Raw genomic sequence first — 25,133 nt, forward strand, 5'->3', positions numbered from 1 at the left:
CCGGCCGATGTTTCGGTCTCCGGAGTCCGGACAGCCGACAGTGCACGGAGCACGGGGCAAGGGAAGGGTGCGCACCCATGGCCAAGCAGAACGTGGCGGAGCAGTTCGTCGACATCCTCGCCAGGGCGGGCGTCAAGCGCCTGTACGGCGTCGTCGGCGACAGCCTGAACCCCGTCGTGGACGCCATTCGGCGTAACTCCGCCATCGACTGGATCCATGTCCGGCACGAGGAGACCGCCGCGTTCGCGGCCGGAGCCGAGGCCCAGATCACCGGGAACCTGGCGGCCTGCGCCGGATCCTGCGGGCCCGGCAACCTGCATCTCATCAACGGCCTGTACGACGCGCACCGCTCGATGGCCCCGGTCCTCGCCCTCGCCTCGCACATCCCCTCCAGCGAGATCGGGCTCGGCTACTTCCAGGAGACCCATCCGGAGCTGCTCTTCCAGGAGTGCAGCCACTACAACGAGATGATCTCCAACCCGGAACAGATGCCGCGCCTCCTCCAGAGCGCCATCCAGCACGCCATCGGCCAGGGCGGCGTCAGCGTCGTGACCATGCCGGGCGACATCGCCTCGAAGGCCGCGCCGGAGAAGACCGCCGGGCACGCTCTCGTCACCTCACGGCCGACCGTCCGGCCCGGCGACGAGGAGATCGACAAGCTCTGCCGGATGGTGGACGAGGCCAAGCGGGTGACGCTGTTCTGCGGCAGCGGCACCGCCGGCGCGCACGCCGAGGTGATGGAGTTCGCCGAGAAGGTCAAGTCCCCGGTCGGCCACGCGCTGCGCGGCAAGGAGTTCATCCAGTACGACAACCCGTACGACGTCGGCATGAGCGGGCTGCTCGGTTACGGCGCCGCCTACGAGGCGACCCACGAGTGCGATCTGCTGATCCTGCTCGGCACGGACTTCCCGTACAACGCGTTCCTCCCGGACGACGTGAAGATCGTCCAGGTCGACGTGCGGCCCGAACGCCTCGGACGGCGCTCCAAGTTGGACCTCGCGGTGTGGGGTGACGTGCGCGAGACGCTGCGCTGTCTGACGCCTCGGATCAAGCCCAAGAGCGACCGCAAGTTCCTCGACCGGATGCTGAAGAAGCACGCCGACGCGCTGGAGGGTGTCGTCAAGGCGTACACCCGCAAGGTCGAGAAGCACACCCCGATCCACCCCGAGTACGTCGCCTCCGTACTGGACGAAATGGCGGACGAGGACGCGGTGTTCACCGTCGACACCGGAATGAACAACGTCTGGGCCGCCCGCTATCTGACGCCCAACGGCCGTCGGCGCGTAATCGGTTCGTTCAGTCATGGCTCGATGGCCAACGCGCTGCCGCAGGCGATCGGCGCGCAGTTCGTCGACCGCGAACGGCAGGTCGTGGCGATGTCGGGTGACGGCGGATTCTCCATGCTGATGGGCGACTTCCTCACCCTCGTCCAGTACGACCTGCCGGTGAAGGTGGTCCTCTTCAACAACTCCTCGCTCGGCATGGTGGAGTTGGAGATGATGGTCGGCGGACTGCCGGCCTACGGCACCACCAACAAGAATCCGGACTTCGCCGCCGTGGCCCGCGCCTGCGGTGCGTACGGAGTGCGGGTCGAGAAGCCCAAGCAGCTGCAGAGCGCGCTGAAGGACGCCTTCAAGCACAAGGGCCCGGCGCTCGTCGATGTGGTGACCGACCCCAACGCGCTCTCCATCCCGCCGAAGATCAAGGCCGACATGGTCACCGGCTTCGCGCTCTCCGCGAGCAAGGTCGTCCTGGACGGCGGTGTGGGCCGGATGCTCCAGATGGCCCGCTCCAACCTCCGCAATGTGCCCCGTCCTTGAGCCGGTGCGCCCCCGGGCGCTGCCCTGAGCTCCGCTGAAGCCGTGCATGGAACGGAGTCTCCCCGTGCGCCCCCCGCTGCCTCCGCCCGCGCTCTTGTCGCTGCCACCGGCAAGCGTGACCGTGTGCGTACAGGGGCATGCATCCCGTGAGGCTGTTCGACGGACGGCCGGGACAGAGGAGGCCGGATCGCTGTGCGGGCGGGGGAAACGGTGAAGCGTCAGAAGAGGGCCCAGGCCGGCGAGGGGCGCGGACCTCGGGGGCGGAGGCCGGGCATGGCGCAGCAGCAGCCGGCTCGGATGCATAGAAGAGTGGGCCATACGGAACGGTCGGCGGTCGGCGAAGTCCGGCGCGAGCTGCGGGAGTTCCTGCGCCACCGCTCCGGACCCGAACAGATCGCGGCGGCGGAGCTGCTGCTGAGCGAGCTGGTGACCAACGCGCTGATCCACACCCGGCACGGTGCCGTGGTCACCGCGACGACGACGCCCGCCGCCCTGCGCGTGGAGGTCCAGGACTTCGAGGCGGATCTGCCCGCGCCGTACGTACCGAACGCCGACGACGGTACGCACGGCCGGGGGCTGATCCTGGTGCGGAGCCTGGCCGACGCCTGGGGGGTCGAGGCGCGGGCGCTGGGGAAGGTGGTCTGGTTCGAGCTGCGTGGCGAAGGGCTCTGAACGTCCCTCCGTCGTACCGCGTGCGGGTCATGAGCCCGTGTACTGCTGCTCCAGATCCTTCAGTTTCTGCTCCAGCGAGTCGAGCCGGGGGAGTGCCTGGGTGTCGTCCTCGGCGGTGAGGTCGACCGCCCGCGCGTCACCTCCCGGGGTCGAAGGGCCAAGGCTCTTCGAGTTCGAACCGTCCGCCGACTGCTTCTGGCCGACGGCTTGCAGGGATGGCCGGGGTCGCAGAGGCAGCTGACCCGGCTCTGCTATGGCAGGCTCCGCGACGGGCGGCGCGGTGCCGCCCGTGCCCGATGCCGCCGGAGCGAGGGCCTGGACGTCCACCTGGTGGCCGAGGCGGCCGCGGCCCCAGGCCCGGTTCTGCCGGTTCAGGGCCTTGATGCGGGCCCGGTCCAGCTTCGCCTGTTCCCTGCGGCGGATCCGGTTCTGCTCCTGCTCCTTGCGGTCCTCCCGGACCTCGTCGACCGCCTCGTCCAGCGTGCGTACGCCTTCGAGGAGCATCAACGACCAGGCGCCGAAGGTCTCCCGGGGTGCCCGCAGCCAGCGGACGATCCGGATCTGCGGCAACGGACGGGGCACCAGGCCCTGTTCGCGCAGCGCGGCCCGGCGGGTCTGCTTCAGCGCGCGGTCGAAGAGCACCGCGGCCGAGAGGGACATCCCCGCGAAGAAGTGCGGCGCGCCCGCGTGGTCCATGCCCCTCGGGGCGTGCACCCAGTTGAACCAGGCGGCGGCCCCGGCGAATGTCCACACCAGCAGCCGGGAGCCGAGCGCCGCGTCTCCGTGGCTCGCCTCCCGTACGGCCAGCACGGAACAGAACATCGCGGCGCCGTCCAGTCCGAACGGGACCAGGTACTCCCAGCCGCCGGTGAGGTTCAGGTTCTGCCGGCCGAAGCCGACGAGCCCGTGGAAGGAGAGCGCGGCGGCGACGGCCGCGCAGCAGAACAGCAGGACGTAACTGGCGGTGGCGTAGAGCGCTTCCTTGCGCCGCCGGCGCTCCTCGCTGCGTTCCCAGGAGTCGTCGGCCGCGGCCTTGCCGGCGGCACGCTTGCCGCGTGCGACCACCGTCACCGCCGCCATGACCCCCACGAGCAGTACGGCGCCCGGAAGCAGCCAGTCAAGCGATATGTCGGTCAGTCTCATGCGCGGTCCCTTGCGTCACGTAGGGCGTTTCGTGCGCCATCGTGACGGAATTCCCGTCCCGCTCCGCGGGTTTCGGGACAAGAGCACGCCATGGGGGTGGGAGAGGCTATCGATGGGTGGAATCTTCTCGAACGACTGCTCGGAGAAACCGGGTTGCGTTCGATTCCACGTCATCCGGACGGGCGGTGTGGACGCGGTGCGGATCAGGAAACGGTGGCGAGCTTCCGCACCCGGTCCGCGTCACAGGTGCGCGGGCAGGTCACGCAGGTGTCCTCGGGACGCAGGGTGTAGAAGAGGCAGCAGCTCGCCCGGTCCCGGGTCGGCAGCGACTGGCCGTCGGGTCCGGTCAGCTCACGGAAGCCGGCGGTGCCGACGTACGGCTTCGTGGTGCCGGGAAGCAGCAGCTCCAGCTCGGCCATCGCTCGGCGCTCCTCGCCGAGCAGGTGCGCGATGTACCAGAGGCCCTCGACGATCTCGTCGGTCGCCATCCCCCACAACGCCCGCTTCCCTCGCCGCATGCGCGGTCCGAACCCCGTCAGCACCGGCTCCAGGTGCTCGGTGAGAGCGGCCAGGACCTCGGCCCGCAGCGCGGTCTCGTCCGGGACCACCCGGGCGCCGGGCAGCTCCGCCGCCGGGTCGTCCGGCAGGCAGGCGAACTCGCGGACCCGGACGGTGAGGTGTCCCAGCGCCCGCTGGAAGGCCACGTCCGCGACCGGGATGCGCGGCACCCGGCGGTGCAGGAACCAGGGCACGGTCACCAGCAGGCAGGCGGGCCAGGCGTACCGGTGGAGGCCGAAACTGGCCACCACGTCCGGGCGGGCCTGCTGCCCGTAGTCCCGGAGCACCTGCGCGTTGTCCCAGGCCAGGAAGGTGTCCACGGCCGGTCCTCCGGCGGCCAGCTCGGCCGCGCCGACCCAGCCGGCGCCCGTCGGAGTGCTCGCGCTCTCGTCGAGCACCTCGGCGCGCAGGCCGGGGAAGACCTCGGTCAGGCGGGCGTACGCGGCGGTCACCGGGGACGTCGCGGCGCCGGCGAGCAGCGGAGTGAGGGTCATCCAGGGACCACCGAATCGGGATCGTTTACAGGTAAGGCTTACCTTACCCGACGCGATCGATGTTTGAACTGCGGCCACCTCCCTCTATCGTGCACGGGGGGCCGGGCGCACGCGACCCGGCCCGCAAGACACTCCCTGGGAGGCCTGGGTGGAGCAGGGCAGCGCGCACGAGGGCGTACGGCCGCCGTACGCGCCCGGCGCGTACGCGGGCACCCCGGTGACCGGGCGGGTGCCCGAACAGGTGGGCGTGGGCCGTTCGCAGGACGCGGGCCGGGCCGGCGGCGTGGACCGCACCCGTGGTGAGCACACCCACAGTGAGCCGTCCGCCCCACGTGTCGTCCGTCACTCCGTCCGGGGCCAGATCCTGGAGGCCCTGCGCGCCGCGCTCGTCGACGGCGAGCTGATCCCCGGCCAGGTCTACTCCGCTCCCGCGCTCGGCGCTCGCTTCGGCGTCTCCGCGACCCCGGTGCGCGAGGCGATGCAGCAGCTGGCGGTGGAGGGCGCCGTCGAGGTGGTGCCGAACCGCGGCTTCCGGGTCAGCGAGCGCGGGCCCCGTGAGCTGGCGGAGCTGGCCGAGGTACGTGCCCTGATCGAGGTACCGGTGATGCTCCGGCTGGCCCGCACCGTCCCGGCCGGCCGGTGGAGCGCGCTGCGTCCGCTGGCCGACGCGACGGTCACGGCGGCGGCGGTGGGCGACCGGGCGAGCTACGCGGAGTGCGACCGGGCCTTCCACCGCGCGGTCCTCGCACTGGCCGGCAACGAGCAGCTGGTGGCCGTCGCCGACGAGCTGCACCGCCGCTCGCAGTGGCCGCCGGTCGCGGGCCCCGCCACCCGCCGCGCCGACCTGCTGGCGGACGCCGCCGAACACACCGCACTGCTCGACGCCCTGATCGCCCAGGACCTGGCGGTCGTCCAGGCCCTCGTACGGGAGCACTTCACGGGAGCGGAGGGCTGAGCCGACCGCGCCTCGGTGCGTCCCGTCCGCCCGCGCGGCCTCCTCAGCTCGCCGCCGCCGGTCGTGGTCCCGGCACTCCTAGGTGCGGCGCCAGCCATGTCGGCACTCCGCCCAGCAGCCGGAACAGCCGCCCCGCCTCCGCACGCAGCCGGGCCGCCACCTCCGGCTCGGGCTCCGCCTCCGCGAGGGAGATCAGCGCCGGGGCCGTACCGACCAGGTAGCCCAGCTCCTCCCGGATCCGCAGCGACTCCGCGAACCCGTGCCGCGCCTCGGCCAGCTCACCCTCCTGGAGCGCGAGCGCGGCGAGGTGGCGCCAGGTGAAGGAGAGCAGCAGCTCGTCGCCGCGCGCGGCCGCTCCGGCGTGCGCCCGGCGGTACGCGGCGCGCGCGGACTGCGGGGAGTCCGCGATGTTCTCGGCGATCAGCCCACGCCGGAAGTCCAGCAGCGGCCGTCCGGGTGCGGCGGGCGCCAGCAGCGCCGCCGCCCGGCTCAGCGCGACGCTCGCCTCGTCGGCCCGGTCCCGTACACCCAGCAGGGTGGAGGCGTAGGCGAGATGGCCCCGTTCGCAGGCGGCCCCGCCGCGCTCGTCGTCGCTGCGGGCCAGCGCCTCGGCGGCGCGCAGAGCGTCCTCGGCGTCGGTCCAGCCCTCGCCGGTGTGGAGACAGCGCTCGGTCAGCAGGGCGGTGCGCTGGATCGCGGCCGCCGGGTCGCTCAGCGCGTGCGGCTCCAGCAGGGCGGCGGCATCCGTCCAGCAGGCGCGGGACCGCAGCCGCCATACCGCTGTCTGGAGCGGCGGATCGCCATCTGCTGTCGTTCCGGAACCAGACATGGCGGTATCCGCCACATTGCCCTCCCCGAGCGCGCCATTGTGCTGTTGAGTACCGCCGAATCTCAGCACGGATCGGCCCGCCGGGCCAAGAGGTCCGACCGATGTCAGGTGAAGGAATTCACAAACGGGGGGAGCTCACCGGCGCCTGATGGGGCGCACGGGTCAGCTCATGCGCAGGGCGAGGAAGAAGTCGAGCTTGTCCTCCAGCCGTGAGAGGTCACGGCCCGTCAACTGCTCGATGCGGCCGACGCGGTAGCGCAGCGTGTTGACGTGGAGGTGCAGCCGGGCCGCGCAGCGCGTCCAGGAGCCGTCGCAGTCCAGGAACGCCTCCAGCGTCTCGATCAGCTCCGCGCGGTGGCGCCGGTCGTAGTCGCGCAGCGGGTCCAGCAGCCGGGCGGTGAAGGCACGGCGGACGTCGTCGGGGACGAACGGCAGCAGCAGGACGTGCGAGGCCAGCTCGTGGTGGCCGGCCGCGCAGACCCGTCCCGGCCGGGCCGCCGCCACCCGGCGGGCGTGCCGGGCCTCCTCCAGCGCGCCGCGCAGCCCTTCGGCCGAGTGCACGGCCGCGCTGACCCCGAGGGTCAGCCGTCCGTCGTCGGCGAGGCCCGCGGAGAGCGGTTCGCGTACGGAGGCGAGCAGCGCGTCGGCGTGCAGCGCGGGGTCCTGGGGCGCGCCGGCTGTGTCGTCGGCGTTGTCGGTGGCGTCGCCTACCGTCTCGGGGAGGGGGGCGGGCACGGCCGGGAGCGGTACGAGGGCGATGGCCTCCTCGCCCGTGTGCGCGACGGCGATGCGGTCGGCGGAGTCCGGGCCGCTGACCGCCGGGTCGACGAGGATCTCCTCCAGCAGGGCCTGAGCGACCGGGCCGCCCGCGATGTCGCCCGGGACGCCGGCAGGGCCCGCCGTGTCACCGGCGGTCCAGTCGACCCGGGCCACCACGACCTGCCACTGCGGTGCCACGCCGAGGCCCGGCAGGAGGACCGGCGCGGCGACGCGGAGCCTGGCGGCGATCTCGGCGGGGGCCGCGCCCGCCTGGACCAGCTCCAGGACCTCCTGGGCGAGCCGGCGGCGTACCGTACGGGCCGCGTCCCGGCGGTCGCGCTCGACCGCGATCAGCTGCGTGACGCCCTGGAGCAGGTCGAGCCGGGCGGCGGGCCAGTCCGAGGCGTCCGCCTCCACCGCGAGCAGCCAGTCGGAGAGCACCGACTCCCGGACGTCCCGGGCGGCCGGCACCGCGCCGCGGCCGGTGTTGCGGATCGGGAAGAGCGAATACGTCGTACCGGCGACGGCCGCCCGGTACGGGCCACGGCGACCGGTGCGGGTCGCGGCCAGGTGGTGGCCGGCCAACGCCGCGCCGAGCGGACCGGCCAGCGGCGCGCCGGCCCCGGCGATCTGGCGGCCGGTGGGGGAGAGGACCCAGGCGCGCAGGTCCAGGTCGGAGGTGAGGAGGTCCAACACCACCTCCGGGCCGCCACCCGCCGGGCCGGAGGTCATCAGCCGGCGGTGCCGGTCCACCACGGCCGCCAGGTCGCCCGCCCGCTCCCCGGAGACCTGGCGTACCACATGCTCGGTGATCGTCGCGAAGGCAACGGTCTCGTTCACGGCGAAGAGCGGGAGGCGGTGTTGGACGCACGCCTCCACCAGGTCGGCCGGGATGTCGCCGAGCTCCGCCTCGCCCGCCGCGAGCCCGGCCACCCCGGCGCCCGCCAGGATCCGGACGAACGGCTCGGAGTCGCTCGCGTCCCGACGCCAGGCCAGGCCGGTCAGCACCAGCTCGCCGCCGGAGAGGTAGCGGCTGGGGTCGCGCAGGTCGGTGGTCATGACGCCCCGGACCGTGCGGTCCAGCTCGTCCTCGCCGCCGAGCAGCCGCAGGCCCAGCGCATCGGTCTCCAGCAGTGCGCGCAGCCGCATCTCGTCGCCGCCGATCTCTGTAGGGGTGGGAGCAGGTGGGTGAAGCCGGGAAGGAGTGGGGGACCACAGGGGTGAAGGGGTATCTGTGAATTGCGGCGAGGTTACTGATCCCCGCCATTCGTTCGAATCTACAAGACGAGGACGGAGACCAGCCAACTCCTTCAGTGTTTCGGTGACTGCACCCGCCGGGTCCTGGCTTGTGTACTGGGCCACACACCACATGAACACCACATGAACGAGCCACACGAGGCAGACGAGGGCCGGCCGTCCCCAGCCCCGGTGTACGACCCGATTGAGAAGAAGAGAGCCACTCATGGACTTCCTTCGCCCCGCCAGCTGGGAGGAGGCGCTCGCCGCCAAGGCCGAGCACCCCACGGCTGTGCCCATCGCGGGCGGCACGGATGTGATGGTCGAGATCAACTTCGACCACCGGCGGCCCGAGTACCTCCTGGACCTGAACCGCGTCGATGAGCTGACCGAGTGGGAGGTGGGCCAGGAGAGCGTACGGCTCGGCGCCTCCGTCCCGTACAGCGCCATCATGGAGCACCTGCGCACCGAGCTGCCGGGCCTGGCGCTCGCCTCGCACACCGTCGCATCGCCGCAGATCCGCAACCGCGGCGGCGTCGGCGGCAACCTGGGCACCGCGTCGCCCGCCGGTGACGCCCACCCGGCGCTGCTCGCGGCCGGGGCCGAGGTGGAGGCCGAATCCGTACGCGGAACGCGGCTGATTCCTATCGACGATTTCTACACAGGCGTCAAGCGCAACGCCCTCGCGCCGGACGAGCTGATCCGCGCCGTGCACATCAAGAAGGCCGACGGGCCCCAGCAGTACTCCAAGGTCGGCACCCGCAACGCGATGGTCATCGCCGTCTGCGCCTTCGGCCTCGCCCTGCACCCCGAGACCCGCACCGTGCGCACCGGCATCGGCTCCGCCGCCCCGACGCCCGTCCGGGCCAAGGAGGCCGAGGCCTTCCTGAACGCCGCGCTGGAAGAGGGCGGGTTCTGGGAGAGCGGCAAGATCATCACCCCCGCCATCGCCAAGCAGTTCGCCGCGCTCGCCTCGGGCGCCTGCAACCCGATCGACGACGTACGAGGCACGGCGAAGTACCGCAGGCACGCGGTCGGCATCATGGCCCGCCGCACGCTCGGCTGGACCTGGGAGCAGTACCGCGGCGCGGGCCGCGCGCTGGAAGGAGCTGCGTAACCATGCGAGTCAATTTCACGGTCAACGGCCGTCCGCAGGAAGCCGACGACGTGTGGGAGGGCGAGTCCCTTCTTTACGTGCTGCGTGAGCGCATGGGGCTGCCCGGTTCCAAGAACGCCTGCGAGCAGGGGGAGTGCGGGTCCTGCACCGTCCGCCTGGACGGCGTCCCCGTCTGTTCCTGCCTCGTCGCCGCCGGCCAGGTCGAAGGCCGCGAGGTCGTCACCGTCGAGGGCCTGGCCGACTACGCCAAGCACCGCGAGGACGCCCACCCCGGCGGCGGCTGCGCCTCCGGCGCCTGCGGCACCACGCTGGACTCCGCCAAGCGCTGGCAGTCCAAGCCGGCCGACGGCCGGGCCGGCGAGGCCGCCGAGCTCTCGCCGATCCAGCAGGCGTTCATCGACGCCGGAGCCGTCCAGTGCGGTTTCTGCACCCCCGGCCTGCTGGTCGCCGCCGACGAACTGCTGGAGAACACGCCCTCGCCGTCCGACCAGGACATCCGCGAGGCGCTCTCCGGCAACCTGTGCCGCTGCACGGGTTACGAGAAGATCCTCGACGCGGTGCGCCTCGCGGCCGCCCGCCAGGAAGAGGCGGTCCAGTCATGACGACGCACCCCGAAGCCACGACGCCCGTCAAGGCCCGGACCGTACCGGCCGGAACCCCCACCAAGATCACTCAGGGTTCCCCCACCAAGGGCGGCATCGGCGAGTCCACGCTCCGCCCTGACGGCACCCTCAAGGTCACCGGCGAGTTCGCGTACTCCTCCGACATGTGGCACGAGGACATGCTGTGGGGCCAGACGCTGCGCTCCACCGTCGCGCACGCCGAGATCGTCTCCATCGACACCTCCGAGGCGCTGGCGACCTCCGGCGTCTACGCGGTGATGACCTACGACGACCTCCCGGCCGAGATGAAGAACTACGGCCTGGAGTTCCAGGACACGCCGGTCCTCGCGAACGGCAAGGTCCGCCACCACGGTGAGCCGGTCGCCATCGTCGCCGCCGATCACCCGGAGACCGCGCGCCGCGCCGCCGCCAAGATCAAGATCGAGTACCGCGAGCTGCCGCTCATCACCGACGAGGCATCCGCGACCGCTCCCGACGCCGTGCTCGTGCACGAGGGCCGCGACGACCACCACAGCGGTCACGTCCCGCACCCCAACATCGTGCACCGTCAGCCGATCATCCGCGGCGACGCCGACGAGGCCGCCAAGCGCGCCGACGTCATCGTCACCGGCGAGTACGTCTTCGGCATGCAGGACCAGGCCTTCCTCGGCCCCGAGTCCGGTCTCGCGGTGCCGTCCGAGGACGGCGGCGTCGAGCTGTACGTCGCCACCCAGTGGCTGCACTCGGACCTCGGCCAGATCGCACCCGTCCTCGGCCTGCCCGAGGACAAGGTCCGGATGACGCTCTCCGGCGTCGGCGGCGCCTTCGGCGGCCGCGAGGACATCTCGATGCAGATCCACGCCTGCCTGCTGGCGCTCCGCACCGGCAAGCCGGTCAAGATCGTCTACAACCGGTTCGAGTCCTTCTTCGGCCACGTCCACCGGCACCCGGCCAAGCTCCACTACGAGCACGGCGCCACCAAGGACGGCAAGCTCACGCACATGAAGTGCCGGATCGTCCTGGACGGCGGCGCCTACGCCTCCGCCTCCCCGGCGGTCGTCGGCAACGCCTCCTCGCTCTCGGTCGGCCCGTACGTCATCGAGGACGTCGACATCGAGGCGGTCGCGCTCTACACCAACAACCCGCCCTGCGGCGCGATGCGCGGCTTCGGCGCGGTCCAGGCCTGCTTCGCCTACGAGGCGCAGATGGACAAGCTCGCCGCGAAGCTGGACATGGACCCGGTGGAGTTCCGCCAGCTCAACGCCATGGAACAAGGCACGCTGCTGCCCACCGGACAGCCCTGCGACTCGCCGGCGCCGGTCGCCGAGCTGCTGCGCCGGGTCAAGTCCCGGCCGCTGCCGCCGGAGCAGCAGTGGCTGGCGGCCGGCAGCGAAGGCACCTCCATCGACGTACGCGCGCTGCCCGGCGGACTCTCCAACACCACCCACGGCGAAGGCGTCGTCCGCGGCGTCGGCTACGCCGTCGGCCTGAAGAACGTCGGTTTCTCCGAGGGCTTCGACGACTACTCCACCGCCCGCGTGCGGATGGAGGTCATCAACGGTGAGGCGGTCGCCACCGTCCACACCGCGATGGCCGAGGTCGGCCAGGGCGGCGTCACGGTCCACGCCCAGATCGCCCGTACCGAACTCGGTGTCAACCAGGTCACCATCCACCCCGCCGACACCCGCGTCGGCTCCGCCGGATCCACCTCCGCCTCCCGCCAGACGTACGTCACCGGCGGCGCGGTCAAGAACTCCTGCGAAGCCGTACGGGAGAAGGTCCTGGAGCTCGGCCGCACCAAGTTCGGCACCTACCACCCGGCCTGGGCCACCGCCGAACTCCTCCTGGAGGGCGGCAAGGTCGTCACCGACGGCGGTGAGGTGCTGGCCGACGTGGCCGACGTCCTGGAGGACGAGGCGGTCGACATCGAGCTGGAGTGGCGCCACCGGCCCACCGAGGCGTTCGACCTCCGTACCGGACAGGGCAACGGCCACGTCCAGTACTCCTTCGCCGCGCACCGCGCCGTCGTCGAGGTCGACACCGAGCTCGGCCTGGTCAAGGTCATCGAACTGGCCTGCGCGCAGGACGTCGGCAAGGCGCTCAACCCGCTCTCCGTGCTCGGCCAGATCCAGGGCGGCACGCTCCAGGGCATGGGCGTCGCGGTGATGGAGGAGATCATCGTCGACCCGAAGACCGCGAAGGTGCGCAACCCCTCCTTCACGGACTACCTCCTCCCCACCATCCTCGACACGCCGACCATCCCCGTCGACGTGCTCGAACTCGCCGACGAGCACGCCCCGTACGGGCTGCGCGGCATCGGTGAGGCCCCCACCCTGTCGTCCACCCCGGCCGTCCTCGCGGCGATCCGGAACGCGACGGGCCTTGAGCTCAACAGGACCCCGGTACGCCCCGAGCACCTCACCGGTACCTGAGAGACCGGGGCCGGGTGATCCCCGGCCCCGCCCCGCCTCCGAGCGGTCCCCCAGGACTCTCCGGGCGGTGTGCTGAGCCGAGAACGTCACACTTCTCCGCATCCCGCACCGCCCGGAGACACCAAGTACCGCACCGCTCGCGGTTCTTCGCCGTGCACGACCAGCACGGCAGCGCCTCACGGATCATCCGTGCCGCCGGCACATCCGTATCTGCTTCAACAGTTCGTCCCGGCCGTCCCCGGGTCGTGCAGCCGACGCAGTCATCCCAAATCCCGCATTCAGGAATCTCCAAGCGGGTGCCCCTGTGAACCTTGGGAGTCAGGCATCATGACCCAGCAGTCAGTGGAACCGAAGACCAGTCCGGAGGCCGCGGGCCCCGGCTCGCGCGTCCCCGCCGGAAGATCATGGCTCGACCGGTACTTCCACATATCCGAACGAGGCTCCACGGTCGCGCGCGAGGTGCGCGGCGGCGTCACGACCTTCATGGCCATGGCGTACATCCTTCTGCTCAACCCGCTGATCCTCGGCGGCGAGGACGTCAACGGGAACCTCCTCGGCCAGAGCGGCCTGATCACCGCGACCGCCTTCGCGGCGGCGGCGACGACCCTGCTCATGGGCTTCGTCGGCAAGGTGCCTCTGGCGCTCGCCGCCGGGCTCAGCGTCTCCGGTGTGCTCGCCTCGCAGGTCGCGCCGAACATGACCTGGCCGCAGGCCATGGGCATGTGTGTGATCTACGGTGTGGTGATCTGCCTCCTGGTGGTCACCGGCCTCCGCGAGATGATCATGAACGCGATCCCGCTCGCGCTCAAACACGGCATCACCATGGGCATCGGCCTCTTCATCGCCCTCATCGGCCTCTACAAGGCCGGCTTCGTCCACCAGGGTGCGGCGACCCCCGTCTCCCTCGGCCCGGCCGGTGAACTGGCCGGCTGGCCCGTCCTGATCTTCTGCGTGACCCTGCTCCTGATCTTCATGCTCCAGGCGCGCAACATCCCCGGCGCGATCCTGATCGGCATCGTCGTCGGCACGCTGGTCGCCATCGTCCTCAACGCGATCGCCGACATCCCCGCGAAGTCCTGGAGCAGCGGCCCGCCGGCCCTGGAAGGCAGCGCGGTCTCGGCACCCGACTTCTCGCTCTTCGGCAACGTCGAGTTCGGCGGCTGGGGCGATGTCGGTGTGATCACCGTCGGCATGATCGTCTTCACCCTGGTGCTGGCCGGCTTCTTCGACGCGATGGCCACCATCATCGGCGTCGGCACCGAAGCCAAGCTCGCCGACGAGAAGGGCCGTATGCCGGGCCTGTCCAAGGCGCTCTTCGTCGACGGCGCCGGCGGTGTCATCGGCGGTGTCGCCTCGGGCTCCGGCCAGACGGTCTTCGTCGAATCGGCCACCGGAGTCGGCGAAGGGGCCCGGACCGGGCTGGCCTCCGCCGTCACCGGCCTCTTCTTCGCCGCCTGCCTCTTCTTCACCCCGCTCACCGCGATCGTCCCGACCGAGGTGGCCTCCGCCGCCCTCGTCGTCATCGGCGCGATGATGATGCAGAACGCCCGGCACGTGGACTGGAGCGACCGTTCCGTCGCCATCCCGGTCTTCCTGACCGTGGTCCTGATGCCCTTCACGTACACCATCACCACCGGTGTCGCCGCGGGTGTCATCGCGTACTCCGCCATCAAGCTCGCGCAGGGCCGGGCCCGCGAGGTCGGAGCCTTCATGTGGGGGCTGACGGTGATCTTCATCGTCTTCTTCGCCCTCAACCCGATCGAGAGCTGGCTCGGCGTCCACTGACGCCGGCCGGCCATCCCCTCCCTCACCTAAGGAGAGACGCCATGCTGGACATCGCCGAAGAGCTTCACCGGTGGGTCTCGCAGGGACGCGAGTTCGCCGTCGCCACCGTGGTGGCGGTCGGCGGCAGCGCGCCCCGGCAGCCCGGTGCCGCGCTCGCCGTCGACCGCGACGGCACGGCGATCGGCTCGGTCTCCGGCGGATGTGTGGAGGGGGCGGTGTACGAGCTGTGCCAACAGGCCCTGGAGGACGGCCATTCCGTCCGCGAGCGCTTCGGCTACAGCGACGAGGACGCCTTCGCGGTCGGCCTGACCTGCGGCGGCGTCATCGACATCCTGGTCACACCGGTCCGGGCGGACGACCCCGCCCGCCCGGTGTTCGCCGCGGCGCTCGCGGCCGCCGCCGAAGGCACGGCGGCCGCGCTGGCCCGCGTCACGGAGGGCCCCGAGGAACTGCTCGGCCTCCCGCTCCTGGTCCGTCCCGACGGGAGTCACGAAGGCGGGCTCGGCGGCCACCCGGCGCTCGACCGGACCGCCGCGGCCGAGACCCGCGCCCTCCTGGACGCCGGCCGCACCGGCCCGCTCGCCATCGGCGCGGAAGGCTCCCGCTGCGGCCGGCCGATCCAGCTCCTGGTCGAGTCCAGCGTCCCGCCGCCGCGCATGATCGTCTTCGGCGCCATCGACTTCGCCGCCGCGCTGGTGAGGGCCGGGAAGTTCCTCGGCTACCGGGTCACCGTCTGCGACGCCCGACCGGTCTTCGCCACCGCCGCCCGCTTCCCCGAGGCCGACGAGATCGTCGTCGACTGGCCCCACCGCTACCTCGCGGACACGGACACCGACGCCCGTACGGTGCTCTGCGTCCTGACCCACGACGCCAAGTTCGACGTACCGCTGCTGGAGGCCGCACTGCGCCTCCCGGTGGCCTACGTCGGCGCGATGGGCTCGCGCCGCACCCACCTGGAGCGCAACGACCGGTTGCGCGAGGTCGGCCTCACCGACCGCGAACTGGCCCGCCTCCGCTCACCGATCGGCCTCGACCTCGGAGCCCGTACGCCGGAGGAGACGGCCCTCTCCATCGCCGCCGAGATCGTCGCGGTCCGGCGCGGCGGCAGCGGCGTACCGCTCACCGGTGCGCATACCCCCATCCACCACGACAGCAGCGGACAGCCACTGGCGTCGGTGGCCTGAAACACCTGGTCCACGCCGGGCGGTTAGCCGCCACGGCGGTTTCCCGCCCACGCCGAACGCAGCGGACACCCCGGATCAACCGGTAGATCAACTGCATGACTTCTTCCCCCTCCTCCGTTCCCGGCCGCGCGAGAACCGCACGCCCAGGACGCCGGGCCCTCCTCCTGGCCACCTCGGCGGCGCTCATGGGCGGCCTGCTGGTCCCGTTCGCGGGCCCGGCCGCCGCCGCTCCCGCACCTGAGGCGCCCGGCCCCGAGGCCCCGCGCTCCGAGATACGTACGGTCACTCTCATCACCGGGGACGTCGTCCGGTACGTGGACGGGCCCGGCGGCCAGGACACCGTCACCGTGGACCGTCCCGACGGCGCGAGCGGCGGGGTCCGGGTCCAGCAGGCGGGCGGCGACCTCCACGTCCTGCCCGACGAGGCCACCGCGCTGCTCGCGGCGGGCACGCTGGACCGGCGGCTCTTCAACGTGTCGGCCCTGGTGCGGATGGGGTACGACGACGAGGGCACCGGCACCGTGCCGCTGATCGCGACCTATCCGACGGCGAAGGGCCGGGCGCTGCCCGCCGTTCCGCGCGGCGCGAAGAAGACCCGTACGCTCGCCTCCATCCAGGGAGCCGCGCTCCAGGCGGACAAGGCCGCCGGCGCGCGGACGTTCTGGGACGCCATCACCCGTACACCTGGAGCCCGTTCACTCGACGGCGGGATCGCGAAGCTCTGGCTGGACGGCCGCTCCGAGGCCCTGCTGGCCGACTCCGTGCCGCAGGTGAACGCGCCGCAGGCGTGGGCCGCCGGGTTCGACGGGAAGGGCACCAAGGTCGCCGTCCTGGACACGGGTATCGACGCCGGCCACCCGGACGTCAAGGACCGGATCGTCGCCTCCTGCAGCTTCATCCCCGGCGAGGAGGTGGAGGACCGGAACGGCCACGGTACGCATGTGGCCTCCACCATCGCCGGTTCGGGCGCCGCGTCCGACGGTGCCGACAAGGGTGTCGCTCCGGCGGCGGACCTCCTCGTCGGCAAGGTGCTCAGCGACGAAGGGTCCGGCGCGGACTCCGGGATCATCGCGGCCATGGAGTGGGCGAAGGCCGAAGGCGCCGACGTCGTCTCCATGAGCCTGGGATCGCCGGTACCGGACGACGGCGGCGACCCGATGTCCCAGGCGGTCGACTCCCTCTCGGCGGACGGTGGTCCGCTCTTCGTGATCGCCGCCGGCAACGCGTACGGCGCGGGCACCATCGGCTCGCCCGGATCGGCGGAGAAGGCGCTCACCATCGCCGCCGTCGACAAGCGGGACGGCCGCGCCGACTTCTCCTCCATGGGCCCGCTGGTCCGCTCGCACGGCCTGAAGCCGGACCTGTCGGCGCCCGGCGTCGACATCAACGCGGCCGCCTCGCAGTCGGTCCCGGGCGCCGAAGGCCCGTACCGGTCGATGTCCGGTACGTCGATGGCCACGCCTCATGTCGCGGGCGCGGCAGCCGTTCTGAAACAGCGTCATCCGGACTGGACCGGTCAGCGCATCAAGGACGCGCTGATGGCCTCCTCCAAGAAGCTCGACGCCTACACCCCGTACGAGCAAGGCGTGGGCCGGCTCGATGTGAAGGCGGCGATCGACACGACGGTCGAGGCCACGGGCTCGGTCCAGGTGGCCTCGTACGACTGGCCGCACAGCCCGTCCGACCCGGTCGCCGAACGCACCATCACCTACCGCAACACCGGCGAGAAGGACATCACCCTCCACCTGGCCACGGACACCGACGAGACGGCCTACACGCTGTCCCCGTCCACGCTGACGGTCCCGGCGGGCTCCACGGCCGAGGCGGTCCTGTCGCTGGACCCGGCGCAGGTCGCGAACGACACCACGTTCTCCGGCCAGGTCACCGCCACCGACGCGTCGGGCACCACCGTCGCGCACACCGGCTTCGCACTCACCAAGGAGAAGGAGCTGCACGACCTGACGCTGAGGCTCCGCGACCGCGCCGGCAAGCCGATGGACGGCCTGGTCGTCCTCGCCGAACTCGGCGATCCGCAGCTGGGCCTCGTCCAGGTCAGCGGCGGTGAGACCACGCTGCGCCTACCGCCCGGCAACTACACCGCCTGGGCCTCGGTCGACATCGACGGCGACCGCCCGGACTCCAAGGCCGTCGCCTTCCTCGCGGCACCTGAGACGATCCTCACCAAGTCCGCCACCGTCACTCTCGACGCGTCCAAGGCCCGCAAGGTGAGCGTGCGCACGCCGAAGGAGACCGAGACCCGCCAGCTCCGCTACGACATGGCCCGCACGGCTCCGGACGGCACGGTCCAGCGTGACGCGTACCAAATACCGTTGACGTACGACCAGTTGTGGGCGAGCCCGACCAAGAAGGTCACGCACGGCGACTTCAGCTTCCTGACCCGCCGGCGCCAGGGCGAGGAGCTGATCGACCTCACCGCCGACGGCCACGACGTGCCGGTCACCGTTCAGAGCGGCTCGGTCGTCGCCGAGGACAGCGAGCAGAAGCTGACGGCGGTGTACGCGGGCCAGGGCGCGGCCGCCGACTACCGGGGCCTGAACGCGCGCGGCAAGGCCGTCGTGGTGAACCGCAGCGACACCGTCGCTCCCGCCGACCGGCTGGCCGCCGCCGTGGCCGCCGGAGCCAAGGCGCTCTTCGTCGTCCACGACGGCCGGGGCCGCGCCATGGAGTCCTACGCTCCGTACGGCGAGGAGTCCACGATCCCGGTCGCCTCCGTGCAGCGACTCGCCGGCGACACGCTGATCCGAGCGGCTCAGCGCGGCAAGAAGGTGAGCGTCGACCAGAAGAAGTTCGCGTCCTACGTCTACGACCTGGTCGACCGCCACCACGGCACGATCCCGGACCGCTCGCTCGCCTTCACGCCGTCCACCCGCGACCTGGCGAAGGTGACGAACACCTTCTACGGCCACCGCGCCACACTCGGCGCGGGCTACCGCTACGACATCCCGGACTACGGCCCCGGCCTCGGCTTCGAGGAGTACGAGAAGTTCCCCGGCACCCGCACCGAGTGGGTCAATCCGCTGCCCGGTGACTCCTTCTGGTACGAGAACCACTCGGTGCTCAACGCCGAACAGTCCGACCGGGGCCACGAGATGCGCAGCGCCGAGCTGGACTACCGACCGGGCAAGGAGTACCGGGCCGAGTGGTTCGCTCCGGTCACCCGGCCGCGCCTCGGCACCGGCTACTGGGGCCCGTTCCGCACGGCCGCCAACGACGTGCAGTTCAACATCACGCCGTGGACGGACGCGGGCGCGGGCCACTCCGGCTCGATGCCCGAGGACGAGTACGACACCACCTCGTACGCCTTCCACCAAGGTGACACGTTGATCAAGAAGGGTGCGGGCCGGGCGGGCCACGCCTGGGACCTGTCGCCGCAGAAGCTCCCGTACCGCCTGGTCATCGACTCTTCCCGGGACGCGAAGACCTGGAAGAGTTCCACGCGTACGCACACCGAATGGGGTTTCGTCTCGGGCGCGCTCGACCCGGACGGCCCGTCCCAGATGGACATCCCGCTGCTCCAGCTGGACTACGCCATCGCCACCGACCTGGCCGGCGACGTCCGGTCCGGCCGCTGGACCGAGATCGGCCTCTCCTCCGCCACGCAGGAGTGGCTGCCGGGCACGGTGAAGGCGAACAAGTCCTCGCTGTCGGTGAGTTACGACGACGGCAAGCACTGGACGAAGGTGGACCTGCGCAAGAAGAGGACCGGCGAGTGGACCGCCGCGTTCCGCACGCCCGCCAAGGGCGCCACCTCGGTCTCGCTCAAGGCCCACGCGGAGGGCCCCGGCGGCCTCGTCGTGGACCAGGAGATCATCAGGGCCTTCGGCCTGAAGTGACGACCGGCTGACACGTGGTCCCGCACCTCCGCGTTCCGGAGGTGCGGGACCACGCGCGTAGAGCTGTACGCGATCTGGCTCAGCGTCCCGCCTGCAGCGCCCCCCACGTCGCCGGGCCGACCTTGCCGTCGACGCTCAGGCCGCGGCTCGACTGGTAGGTGCGCACCTTGCTCTCCGTCGTCGGGCCGAAGCTGCCGTCGGCGTTCACCGTGGTGCCGAGCGCCGCCGTCAGCGAGCGCTGGAGGCGCTTCACCGCGTCGCCGGAGCTGCCCGGGGCCAGAGCGGGAGTCGTGCCGGCGGAGAGGAGGGCCGTCCAGGTCTTCGGACCGACCGCGCCGTCGGCGGTGAGGGAGCGGGCGCGCTGGAACGCCTGGGTGGCGCTCTTGGTGGCGGAGCCGAACAGGCCGTCCACCGAGCCCGCCGCGTACCCCTGTGCGTTGAGCAGCTGCTGGACCGCCTTCACCTGCGGGCCCGACGAGCCCGACTGCTGGAGCGCGTACGAAGGGAAGGTCAGGCTGTCACCGGGGGTGCCGGAGCTGCCGCCGACCAGCTGCATGTAGTAGTTCCAGTCCCAGTTGGGGCCCGGGTCGGTGTGGGTGGCGCCGGGCGCCTCGCTGTGGCCGATGATGTGCGACCGGTTCTTCGGGATGCTGTACCGCGCGGCGAGGTGCTTGGTGAGCGCGGCGGAGGAACGATACATCGCCTCCGTGTACCAGGCCGGGTTGTCGACGTAGCCCTCGTGCTCGATCCCCACGGACGAGGAGTTGACGCTGCCGGCGTGCCAGGCGGTGTCCTTCTCCAGCACCGACTGGGTGACCTCGCCGTCGGAGGAGCGGATCGTGTAGTGCGCGCTGACCTTCGAGGCCGGGTTCTGGTACCAGCTGATGGAGCCGGCGTACGAGCCCTGGGTGGTGTGGATGATCACCTTGTCGACGGTCGCCTTGCGGCCGACGACGAAGTTGCCCGAGTACGCGGGCACCCAGAGGCCCGACGGGTAGTCGGGGCTCTGCGCGTAGACCCCGGCGGCGGCGACCTCGTCCTTGTCCGGTGCGACCGGGCGGGAGGGGACGCGGACCGTCTCGCCGCCGGGGGCCGTCGCGGTCAGGCCCTGGGCGAGGAAGGTGAAGACGGTGTCCGCGTAGAGCGCGGCCGCCGGGCCCTCGGCCTCGCTGTACCGGGCGACCGCCGGGTACCAGGTGTTCACGTCGCGCCGCTCCGCGCGGTCCAGGCCGAGGCGGTCGGCGTGGTCGCGCAGGACGGCGGCGCCGCCGAGGATGTTGGCCGCGGTGTCCCGGCGCAGCCGGTCGGCCGGCTCACCGGTGAGCGCGGCGGCCTTCTCCAGGGACCGGTTCTCGGGGTTGCTGGCCAGGTGCATCACGCCGTAGCCGTTCGCCTGGCTGGGCTTGCCCGCGTGGCCGTCGAGGCGGCTCTCGCCGTAGCCGACGGCGGCCAGCAGATCGCGCGGTACGCCGTACTCCTGCGCGGCTCGCTCGAAGGCGCGGTTCAGCGGGTCGGCGGCGGCCGGAGCGGGGGCGGCGGTCGCGGGCTGGCCGGTGGCGACCAGGGCCGTGACGGTGAGGGCCGCCAGGACGGACGCGCGGGCCCGGGTGCGGGCCACGACGGGACTTCTGGGCATGGGTGCTCCTGCTCTGTGGGGAACCTGTGGGGAAATCCGCGGGAGGAGGGAGAGGCCCCCGGCCCGGGGTGCTGGAACGGGCGAACAGGACCGAGGGGCTGCGAGCGCACCCAGGCTAGCGAGGTGAGAAGGGCATGACAACGGTGGCCAGGCTGCGGTGTGTCACGCAACTGGGCTGCAGAGTAATGAAGTTGACGGGCAATTAGGGCCTGTCGGGTGACGGGCGGAATCACCCGACAGGGGAGGCGATGGGCCGATCGGCCCCGCCTGCGCTACCAGCGGTTCCGGTGGATGACGTCCGCCACCGGGCGGCGCCGGACCGGTCCGAAGTTGCCCTGCGGCCACCCGACCGGAATGGCGGCGAACGTCGCCATGTCCTCCGGGATGCCCAGCTCCTGCTTCCACTCCTGCTCCAGGAACAGGTGCCAGATGGTGATGTTCGCCGCGAGGCCGAGGCCCCGGGCGGCGAGCAGCAGGTTCTGGACGCCCGGGTAGACGCAGGAACCTTCCGCCAGCGCCTGGAACCGCGTCCGAGAGGCCATCATCCGCTCGCTCGCCTCCGGGCCGAGCGCCTGCGCCGAAGCGATCAGGCCCTCCTCGTCGAGCCGCGGCTCCGGGAAGCGGTAGCACGGCACGATCAGCGCGGGCGTGGCGGCGAAGTGGTCGCGCTGGTACTCGATCGCCGCCACCATCCGCCCGTACGCCGCGTCGTCCATGCCCTTCGGCGCGTACTTCCCGGTCGTCGCCAGGTACGAGTCCACGCACCGCTTCCACAGCGGGGCGAGCCGGACCATCACCGCGCGGTCGGTCACCACGACGTACTCGTAACACTGCATGTTGCCGCCGCTGGGACCCCAGACGGCGGCCTGGATGAGCTGCTCGATCGTCTCGTCCGGAACGGCGTCCGGCTTGAGGCGGCGCATGGCGCGCATGGTGGACATGGTGTCGAAGAGAGCAGGGCCGCCGAGGGCGGACGGGTCGGCCTGAACCGTTTCGATGGTCATGATCGCGGAGTCTAGGCAGAACTCCCCGTTGACGGCAGGGGAGTGTCCGCCCGTCAGGGGCCGCGCCAGATGTTGGCGAACGCCGTGTTCTCGATCGTCCGCCGCTGTCGTACCGCCTCCAGCTCCATCACCGCGTCGTGCACCGCCGTGACCACCGCAGTCACCGCCTCGTCGTCGAAGCCGGGTTCGCCGGCGCCGGCCTCGTCCTCGGACCGTCCGGTCCGGTGCTCGGACCCTCCGGCCTCGTCGTCCGGCCGTCCGCTCCCGACGCCCACCGCCGAGGCGAGTGCCGTCAGCACGGGCTCTCCCCGCTCCCGGCGCTCGGCCGCCGCGCGGCGGGCCGGGGTGTCGACCGGCTCCACGCGCTCAGGGCCGAAGGAGAGCCGGCCGCTCCGCCTGCGGGTCAGCTCACCGTCCTCCTCCAGCGCGGCCTGATAGGCGGCCGCGAGGTCCCGGCCCCGGCGCCACAGCCAGTCCTCGATCCGCTCGTGAGGCGGCTGCCGGGTGAGGAGCGCCGAGGCTTCGCCGAGGAGCCGGTCCTCGTACGTGGAAGGCTCGCCCGGCACGATGGCGTCGTCGTCCACGGTGATGGCACCCGCGTCGACCAGATCGATCAGCTCGGCTCCCGCGAGTGCGAGCGAGAGGTCGCCCTGCCCCACGGAATGCTCCGGCCTCGGATCCATGGCGATGATGAACAGGTCTTTCGCCGTGGTCATGAACGGCTCCTCTCGGAACGTCGTGCAGGAAACGTCGTACGGCAAATGTCGTACGGATAACGTCGTACAGGGAATCGCAACGTCGTGCACGGAATCGGCGGGATCGGGTCGACCGGCATCACGCCGCCCGCGCGGCGGCCGGGCCCCGGTCAGCGCCTGGTCAGCCGGACCACCGGGATGTCCCGCGCGGTGCCCGCCTGGTACTGCGCATAGCGCGGGAACAGCTCCACCAGGTCCGGCCAGACCCGGGCCTTCTCCTCGGCCGGGAGCGTCGCCGCGACAGCCGTGAAGCGCTCGGTCCCGACCCGGAGCCCGACCTCGGGGTTGGCCTGAAGGTTCAGGTACCAGAGCGGCGGGCGGTCCGAGCCGCCGTTGGAGGCCACGATCAGGTAGTCCTCGCCGTCCCGTCCGTACATCAGCACCGTCCGCCGCACGACCCCGCTGCGCCGCCCCACGTAGTCCAGCAGCAGGCAGGGGACGCCGAGCTGTGTCGTGCCCTTCGTGCCGCCGGACGACTCGTACAGCTCGGCCTGCCGGGCCACCCAGCCGGTGGGGCTGACCTCGGCCTCCGCTTCCTCCGCCATGGGCCTTTCCTTCCGCTCGTACGGTCCGTCCGTCCATCCTGCACCCCCGCCCGGCCGTACCGGCGGATTCGTACACCTGGACAGGGCTCCCTCCGTACGGGGGAACGCGGGCCGGGAACTCGTCGGTGAAGGCGTATAAAGGGTCCTTCCGGAGCAGCCGGCGTCCCCCGATGGCCCCTCCCCACCTCATCCCCAACCGCGCGGCCGGCGTCACCGCGTCACTGAGCCCAGGAGCGCCAATGACCACCTCGGAAGAGATCAGCGCCCTGCTGGTGGCGAAGTTCGGAACCGACCCCGAGGCCCTCCGGCCCGATGTTCCGCTCCACCGGCTGCGGCTGGACTCCCTTGCCCTGGAGGAGCTGCGCCTACTCATCGAGGACCGGCTGGACGTCGACCTGGAGGACGTGGCGCTCACCTCGCGCGACACCCTCGGCCGGCTGATCGAGGTCGTCCATGTGAAGGCCACCGCATGAGCGCCCAGGCGGCCTCCGCGACCGGGCCCTACCGCCGTACGCCGCTCGCGCCGTTCACCGCCGCCGTCACCGGGGTCGGCCTGGTCACCGCGGCCGGTACGGGCGTGGACGCCACCTGGCGCGGTGTCACCGAGAGCCTCACGCCGTCCGTCGGCCCGCGTCCCGAACTCGACGGCCTGCCCTGCGACTTCTTCTACTCCGTCACCGACTGCGACCCGCGCGGGCTGCTCGGAGTGGCGGCCCAGCGGCTGATGGACCGCTTCGCCCAGCTCGCCGTCATCGCCGCCCGCGAGGCGATCGCGGACGCCGGGCTCGACCCGGCCCTCTGGGACAGCGGACGTGTCGGCATCGTCATCGGCTCGGCCCACGGCGGGCTCGCCTTCTACGACGAGCAGCACGCCGTCCTCGCCGAGCGCGGCGCCCGCCGGGTCTCGCCGAAGCTCGCGCCCCTCAGCGTCGTCAACGGCGCGGCCAGCAGCGTCAGTCTGGACCTCGGCGTGCAGGGCCCGAGCCAGGCCGTCTCCACCGCCTGCTCCTCCGGCACCGTCGCCATCGGCACCGCCCACCAGATGCTCCGCTCCGGCGCCTGCGACATCGTCATCGCGGGCGGCGCCGAATCCACCTGCACCCGGCTCCTGATCGCCAGCGCCTGCAGCCTGAAGGCCGTCTCCACCCGCCGCGAGGATCCCACGGCCGCCTGCCGCCCGTTCGACACCCACCGCGACGGCTTCGTCGTCGGCGAGGGCGCGGGCCTCCTCGTCCTGGAACACCCCGACCACGCCCGCGCCCGCGGCGCCACCGTCCGCGCCAACGTCAGCGGTTACGGAGCCTCCAGCGACGCCCACTCCGCCGTCGCCCCGGACCCCGAAGGCCTCGGCATCGAGCGCGCCCTGCGCACCGCCCTCGCCGACGCCGGCCTCTCCCCGGCCGACGTCGGACACGTCAACGCGCACGGCACCTCCACGCTCTCCAACGACCTCATCGAGGCGACCATGCTCCGCCGCGTCCTCGGCGAGAGCCCGCTGGTCACCTCCACCAAGGCGATGACCGGCCACACCCTCGGCGCGGCCGGCGGCATCGAGGCCGCGCTGACCGTGCTGGCGCTCCAGCACCAACTGGTCCCGCCCACCGTCAACTTGGACGTGCCCGACCCGCAGATCCCGATGGAGGTCGTCGCCAAGGAGGCCCGCGCCGCCTTCTTCGACTGCGCGGTCAAGACCTCGCTCGGCTTCGGCGGCCACAACGCGGCGCTCGTCCTCACCAGAGCCTGACCGGAAGGG

19 protein-coding genes are annotated in these 25,133 nt (G+C 71.8%); 11 read left to right on the plus strand and 8 right to left on the minus strand.

Annotated features, from left to right (window positions below; translation table 11 throughout):
- The first annotated feature begins 77 nt into the window (after positions 1-77).
- Together ABZ267_RS20205 and ABZ267_RS20210 are read left to right on the plus strand one after the other, a co-directional pair.
- Complete coding sequence (locus ABZ267_RS20205; RefSeq protein WP_356749498.1) at positions 78-1,820, plus strand: pyruvate dehydrogenase; 1,743 nt, start codon at positions 78-80, stop codon at positions 1,818-1,820.
- A gap of 309 nt (positions 1,821-2,129) precedes the next feature.
- Positions 2,130-2,492, plus strand: a complete 363-nt coding sequence (locus ABZ267_RS20210; protein WP_356749669.1) for an ATP-binding protein — start codon at positions 2,130-2,132, stop codon at positions 2,490-2,492.
- A gap of 27 nt (positions 2,493-2,519) precedes the next feature.
- On the opposite strand, the gene ABZ267_RS20215 is transcribed toward ABZ267_RS20210, so the two are convergent.
- Positions 2,520-3,635 carry a DUF2637 domain-containing protein gene (locus ABZ267_RS20215; RefSeq protein ID WP_356749496.1) on the minus strand — a complete coding sequence of 372 codons (1,116 nt, stop codon included), beginning with the start codon at positions 3,633-3,635 and terminating at the stop codon, positions 2,520-2,522.
- A gap of 203 nt (positions 3,636-3,838) precedes the next feature.
- Positions 3,839-4,687: a (2Fe-2S)-binding protein gene (locus ABZ267_RS20220; protein WP_356749495.1), complete on the minus strand. Its 849-nt coding sequence runs from the start codon at positions 4,685-4,687 to the stop codon at positions 3,839-3,841.
- Between the two features lie 148 nt (positions 4,688-4,835).
- Between ABZ267_RS20220 and ABZ267_RS20225 the strand changes: the two genes are divergently transcribed.
- The gene (locus ABZ267_RS20225) at positions 4,836-5,642 is read left to right on the plus strand and encodes a GntR family transcriptional regulator (RefSeq protein ID WP_356749493.1); all 807 of its coding nucleotides are present in this window, start codon (positions 4,836-4,838) and stop codon (positions 5,640-5,642) included.
- Positions 5,643-5,685: 43 nt separating this feature from the next.
- Here the strand turns inward: ABZ267_RS20225 and ABZ267_RS20230 are convergent, their stop codons facing one another.
- Both ABZ267_RS20230 and ABZ267_RS20235 read right to left on the minus strand, forming a co-directional pair.
- Positions 5,686-6,471, minus strand: a complete 786-nt coding sequence (locus ABZ267_RS20230; protein ID WP_356749491.1) for a hypothetical protein — start codon at positions 6,469-6,471, stop codon at positions 5,686-5,688.
- A 162-nt stretch (positions 6,472-6,633) separates the two neighbouring features.
- Complete coding sequence (locus tag ABZ267_RS20235) at positions 6,634-8,379, minus strand: PucR family transcriptional regulator ligand-binding domain-containing protein (protein ID WP_356749489.1); 1,746 nt, start codon at positions 8,377-8,379, stop codon at positions 6,634-6,636.
- A gap of 313 nt (positions 8,380-8,692) precedes the next feature.
- Between ABZ267_RS20235 and ABZ267_RS20240 the strand changes: the two genes are divergently transcribed.
- The 6 genes from ABZ267_RS20240 (at position 8,693) to ABZ267_RS20265 (ending at position 19,440) form a co-directional block, all read left to right on the plus strand.
- Positions 8,693-9,583: a xanthine dehydrogenase family protein subunit M gene (locus ABZ267_RS20240; protein ID WP_356749487.1), complete on the plus strand. Its 891-nt coding sequence runs from the start codon at positions 8,693-8,695 to the stop codon at positions 9,581-9,583.
- A gap of 2 nt (positions 9,584-9,585) precedes the next feature.
- On the plus strand, positions 9,586-10,185 hold the full coding sequence (locus ABZ267_RS20245; protein WP_356749485.1) for a (2Fe-2S)-binding protein: 600 nt from the start codon (positions 9,586-9,588) through the stop codon (positions 10,183-10,185).
- Positions 10,182-12,617, plus strand: coding sequence for a molybdopterin cofactor-binding domain-containing protein (locus ABZ267_RS20250; RefSeq protein WP_356749483.1), 2,436 nt, complete (start codon positions 10,182-10,184; stop codon positions 12,615-12,617). Before ABZ267_RS20245 ends, ABZ267_RS20250 begins: the two co-directional genes overlap by 4 nt.
- 327 nt (positions 12,618-12,944) lie before the next feature.
- A complete protein-coding gene (locus ABZ267_RS20255; RefSeq protein WP_356749481.1) occupies positions 12,945-14,402 on the plus strand; it encodes an NCS2 family permease in 1,458 nt (485 codons plus the stop codon).
- Positions 14,403-14,443: 41 nt separating this feature from the next.
- Positions 14,444-15,586, plus strand: coding sequence for an XdhC/CoxI family protein (locus tag ABZ267_RS20260; RefSeq protein ID WP_356749479.1), 1,143 nt, complete (start codon positions 14,444-14,446; stop codon positions 15,584-15,586).
- A gap of 95 nt (positions 15,587-15,681) precedes the next feature.
- Entirely contained in the window at positions 15,682-19,440 is a 3,759-nt protein-coding gene (locus ABZ267_RS20265) for a S8 family serine peptidase (RefSeq protein WP_356749477.1), read from the plus strand.
- Positions 19,441-19,519: 79 nt separating this feature from the next.
- Here ABZ267_RS20265 and ABZ267_RS20270 read toward each other — a convergent pair whose 3' ends face one another.
- The 4 genes from ABZ267_RS20270 to ABZ267_RS20285 all read right to left on the minus strand — a co-directional run bounded on the left by ABZ267_RS20270 (position 19,520) and on the right by ABZ267_RS20285 (position 23,380).
- The gene (locus ABZ267_RS20270) at positions 19,520-21,076 is read right to left on the minus strand and encodes a peptidoglycan-binding protein (protein WP_356749475.1); all 1,557 of its coding nucleotides are present in this window, start codon (positions 21,074-21,076) and stop codon (positions 19,520-19,522) included.
- A gap of 272 nt (positions 21,077-21,348) precedes the next feature.
- Positions 21,349-22,080 carry a nitroreductase family protein gene (locus ABZ267_RS20275; RefSeq protein WP_356749473.1) on the minus strand — a complete coding sequence of 244 codons (732 nt, stop codon included), beginning with the start codon at positions 22,078-22,080 and terminating at the stop codon, positions 21,349-21,351.
- A 53-nt stretch (positions 22,081-22,133) separates the two neighbouring features.
- Positions 22,134-22,796, minus strand: a complete 663-nt coding sequence (locus ABZ267_RS20280; RefSeq protein WP_356749471.1) for a GPP34 family phosphoprotein — start codon at positions 22,794-22,796, stop codon at positions 22,134-22,136.
- Positions 22,797-22,945: 149 nt separating this feature from the next.
- On the minus strand, positions 22,946-23,380 hold the full coding sequence (locus ABZ267_RS20285) for a nitroreductase family deazaflavin-dependent oxidoreductase (protein ID WP_356749469.1): 435 nt from the start codon (positions 23,378-23,380) through the stop codon (positions 22,946-22,948).
- Between the two features lie 239 nt (positions 23,381-23,619).
- On the opposite strand from ABZ267_RS20285, the gene ABZ267_RS20290 reads away from it, so the two are divergent.
- Together ABZ267_RS20290 and ABZ267_RS20295 are read left to right on the plus strand one after the other, a co-directional pair.
- Positions 23,620-23,853 carry an acyl carrier protein gene (locus tag ABZ267_RS20290; protein WP_093686543.1) on the plus strand — a complete coding sequence of 78 codons (234 nt, stop codon included), beginning with the start codon at positions 23,620-23,622 and terminating at the stop codon, positions 23,851-23,853.
- The gene (locus ABZ267_RS20295) at positions 23,850-25,124 is read left to right on the plus strand and encodes a beta-ketoacyl-[acyl-carrier-protein] synthase family protein (protein WP_356749467.1); all 1,275 of its coding nucleotides are present in this window, start codon (positions 23,850-23,852) and stop codon (positions 25,122-25,124) included. Before ABZ267_RS20290 ends, ABZ267_RS20295 begins: the two co-directional genes overlap by 4 nt.
- Positions 25,125-25,133 lie beyond the last annotated feature (9 nt).

The sequence above is a fragment of the Streptomyces sp. NPDC006174 genome (genome assembly GCF_040614075.1).
In the GTDB taxonomy this organism is placed as follows: Bacteria; Actinomycetota; Actinomycetes; order Streptomycetales; family Streptomycetaceae; genus Streptomyces.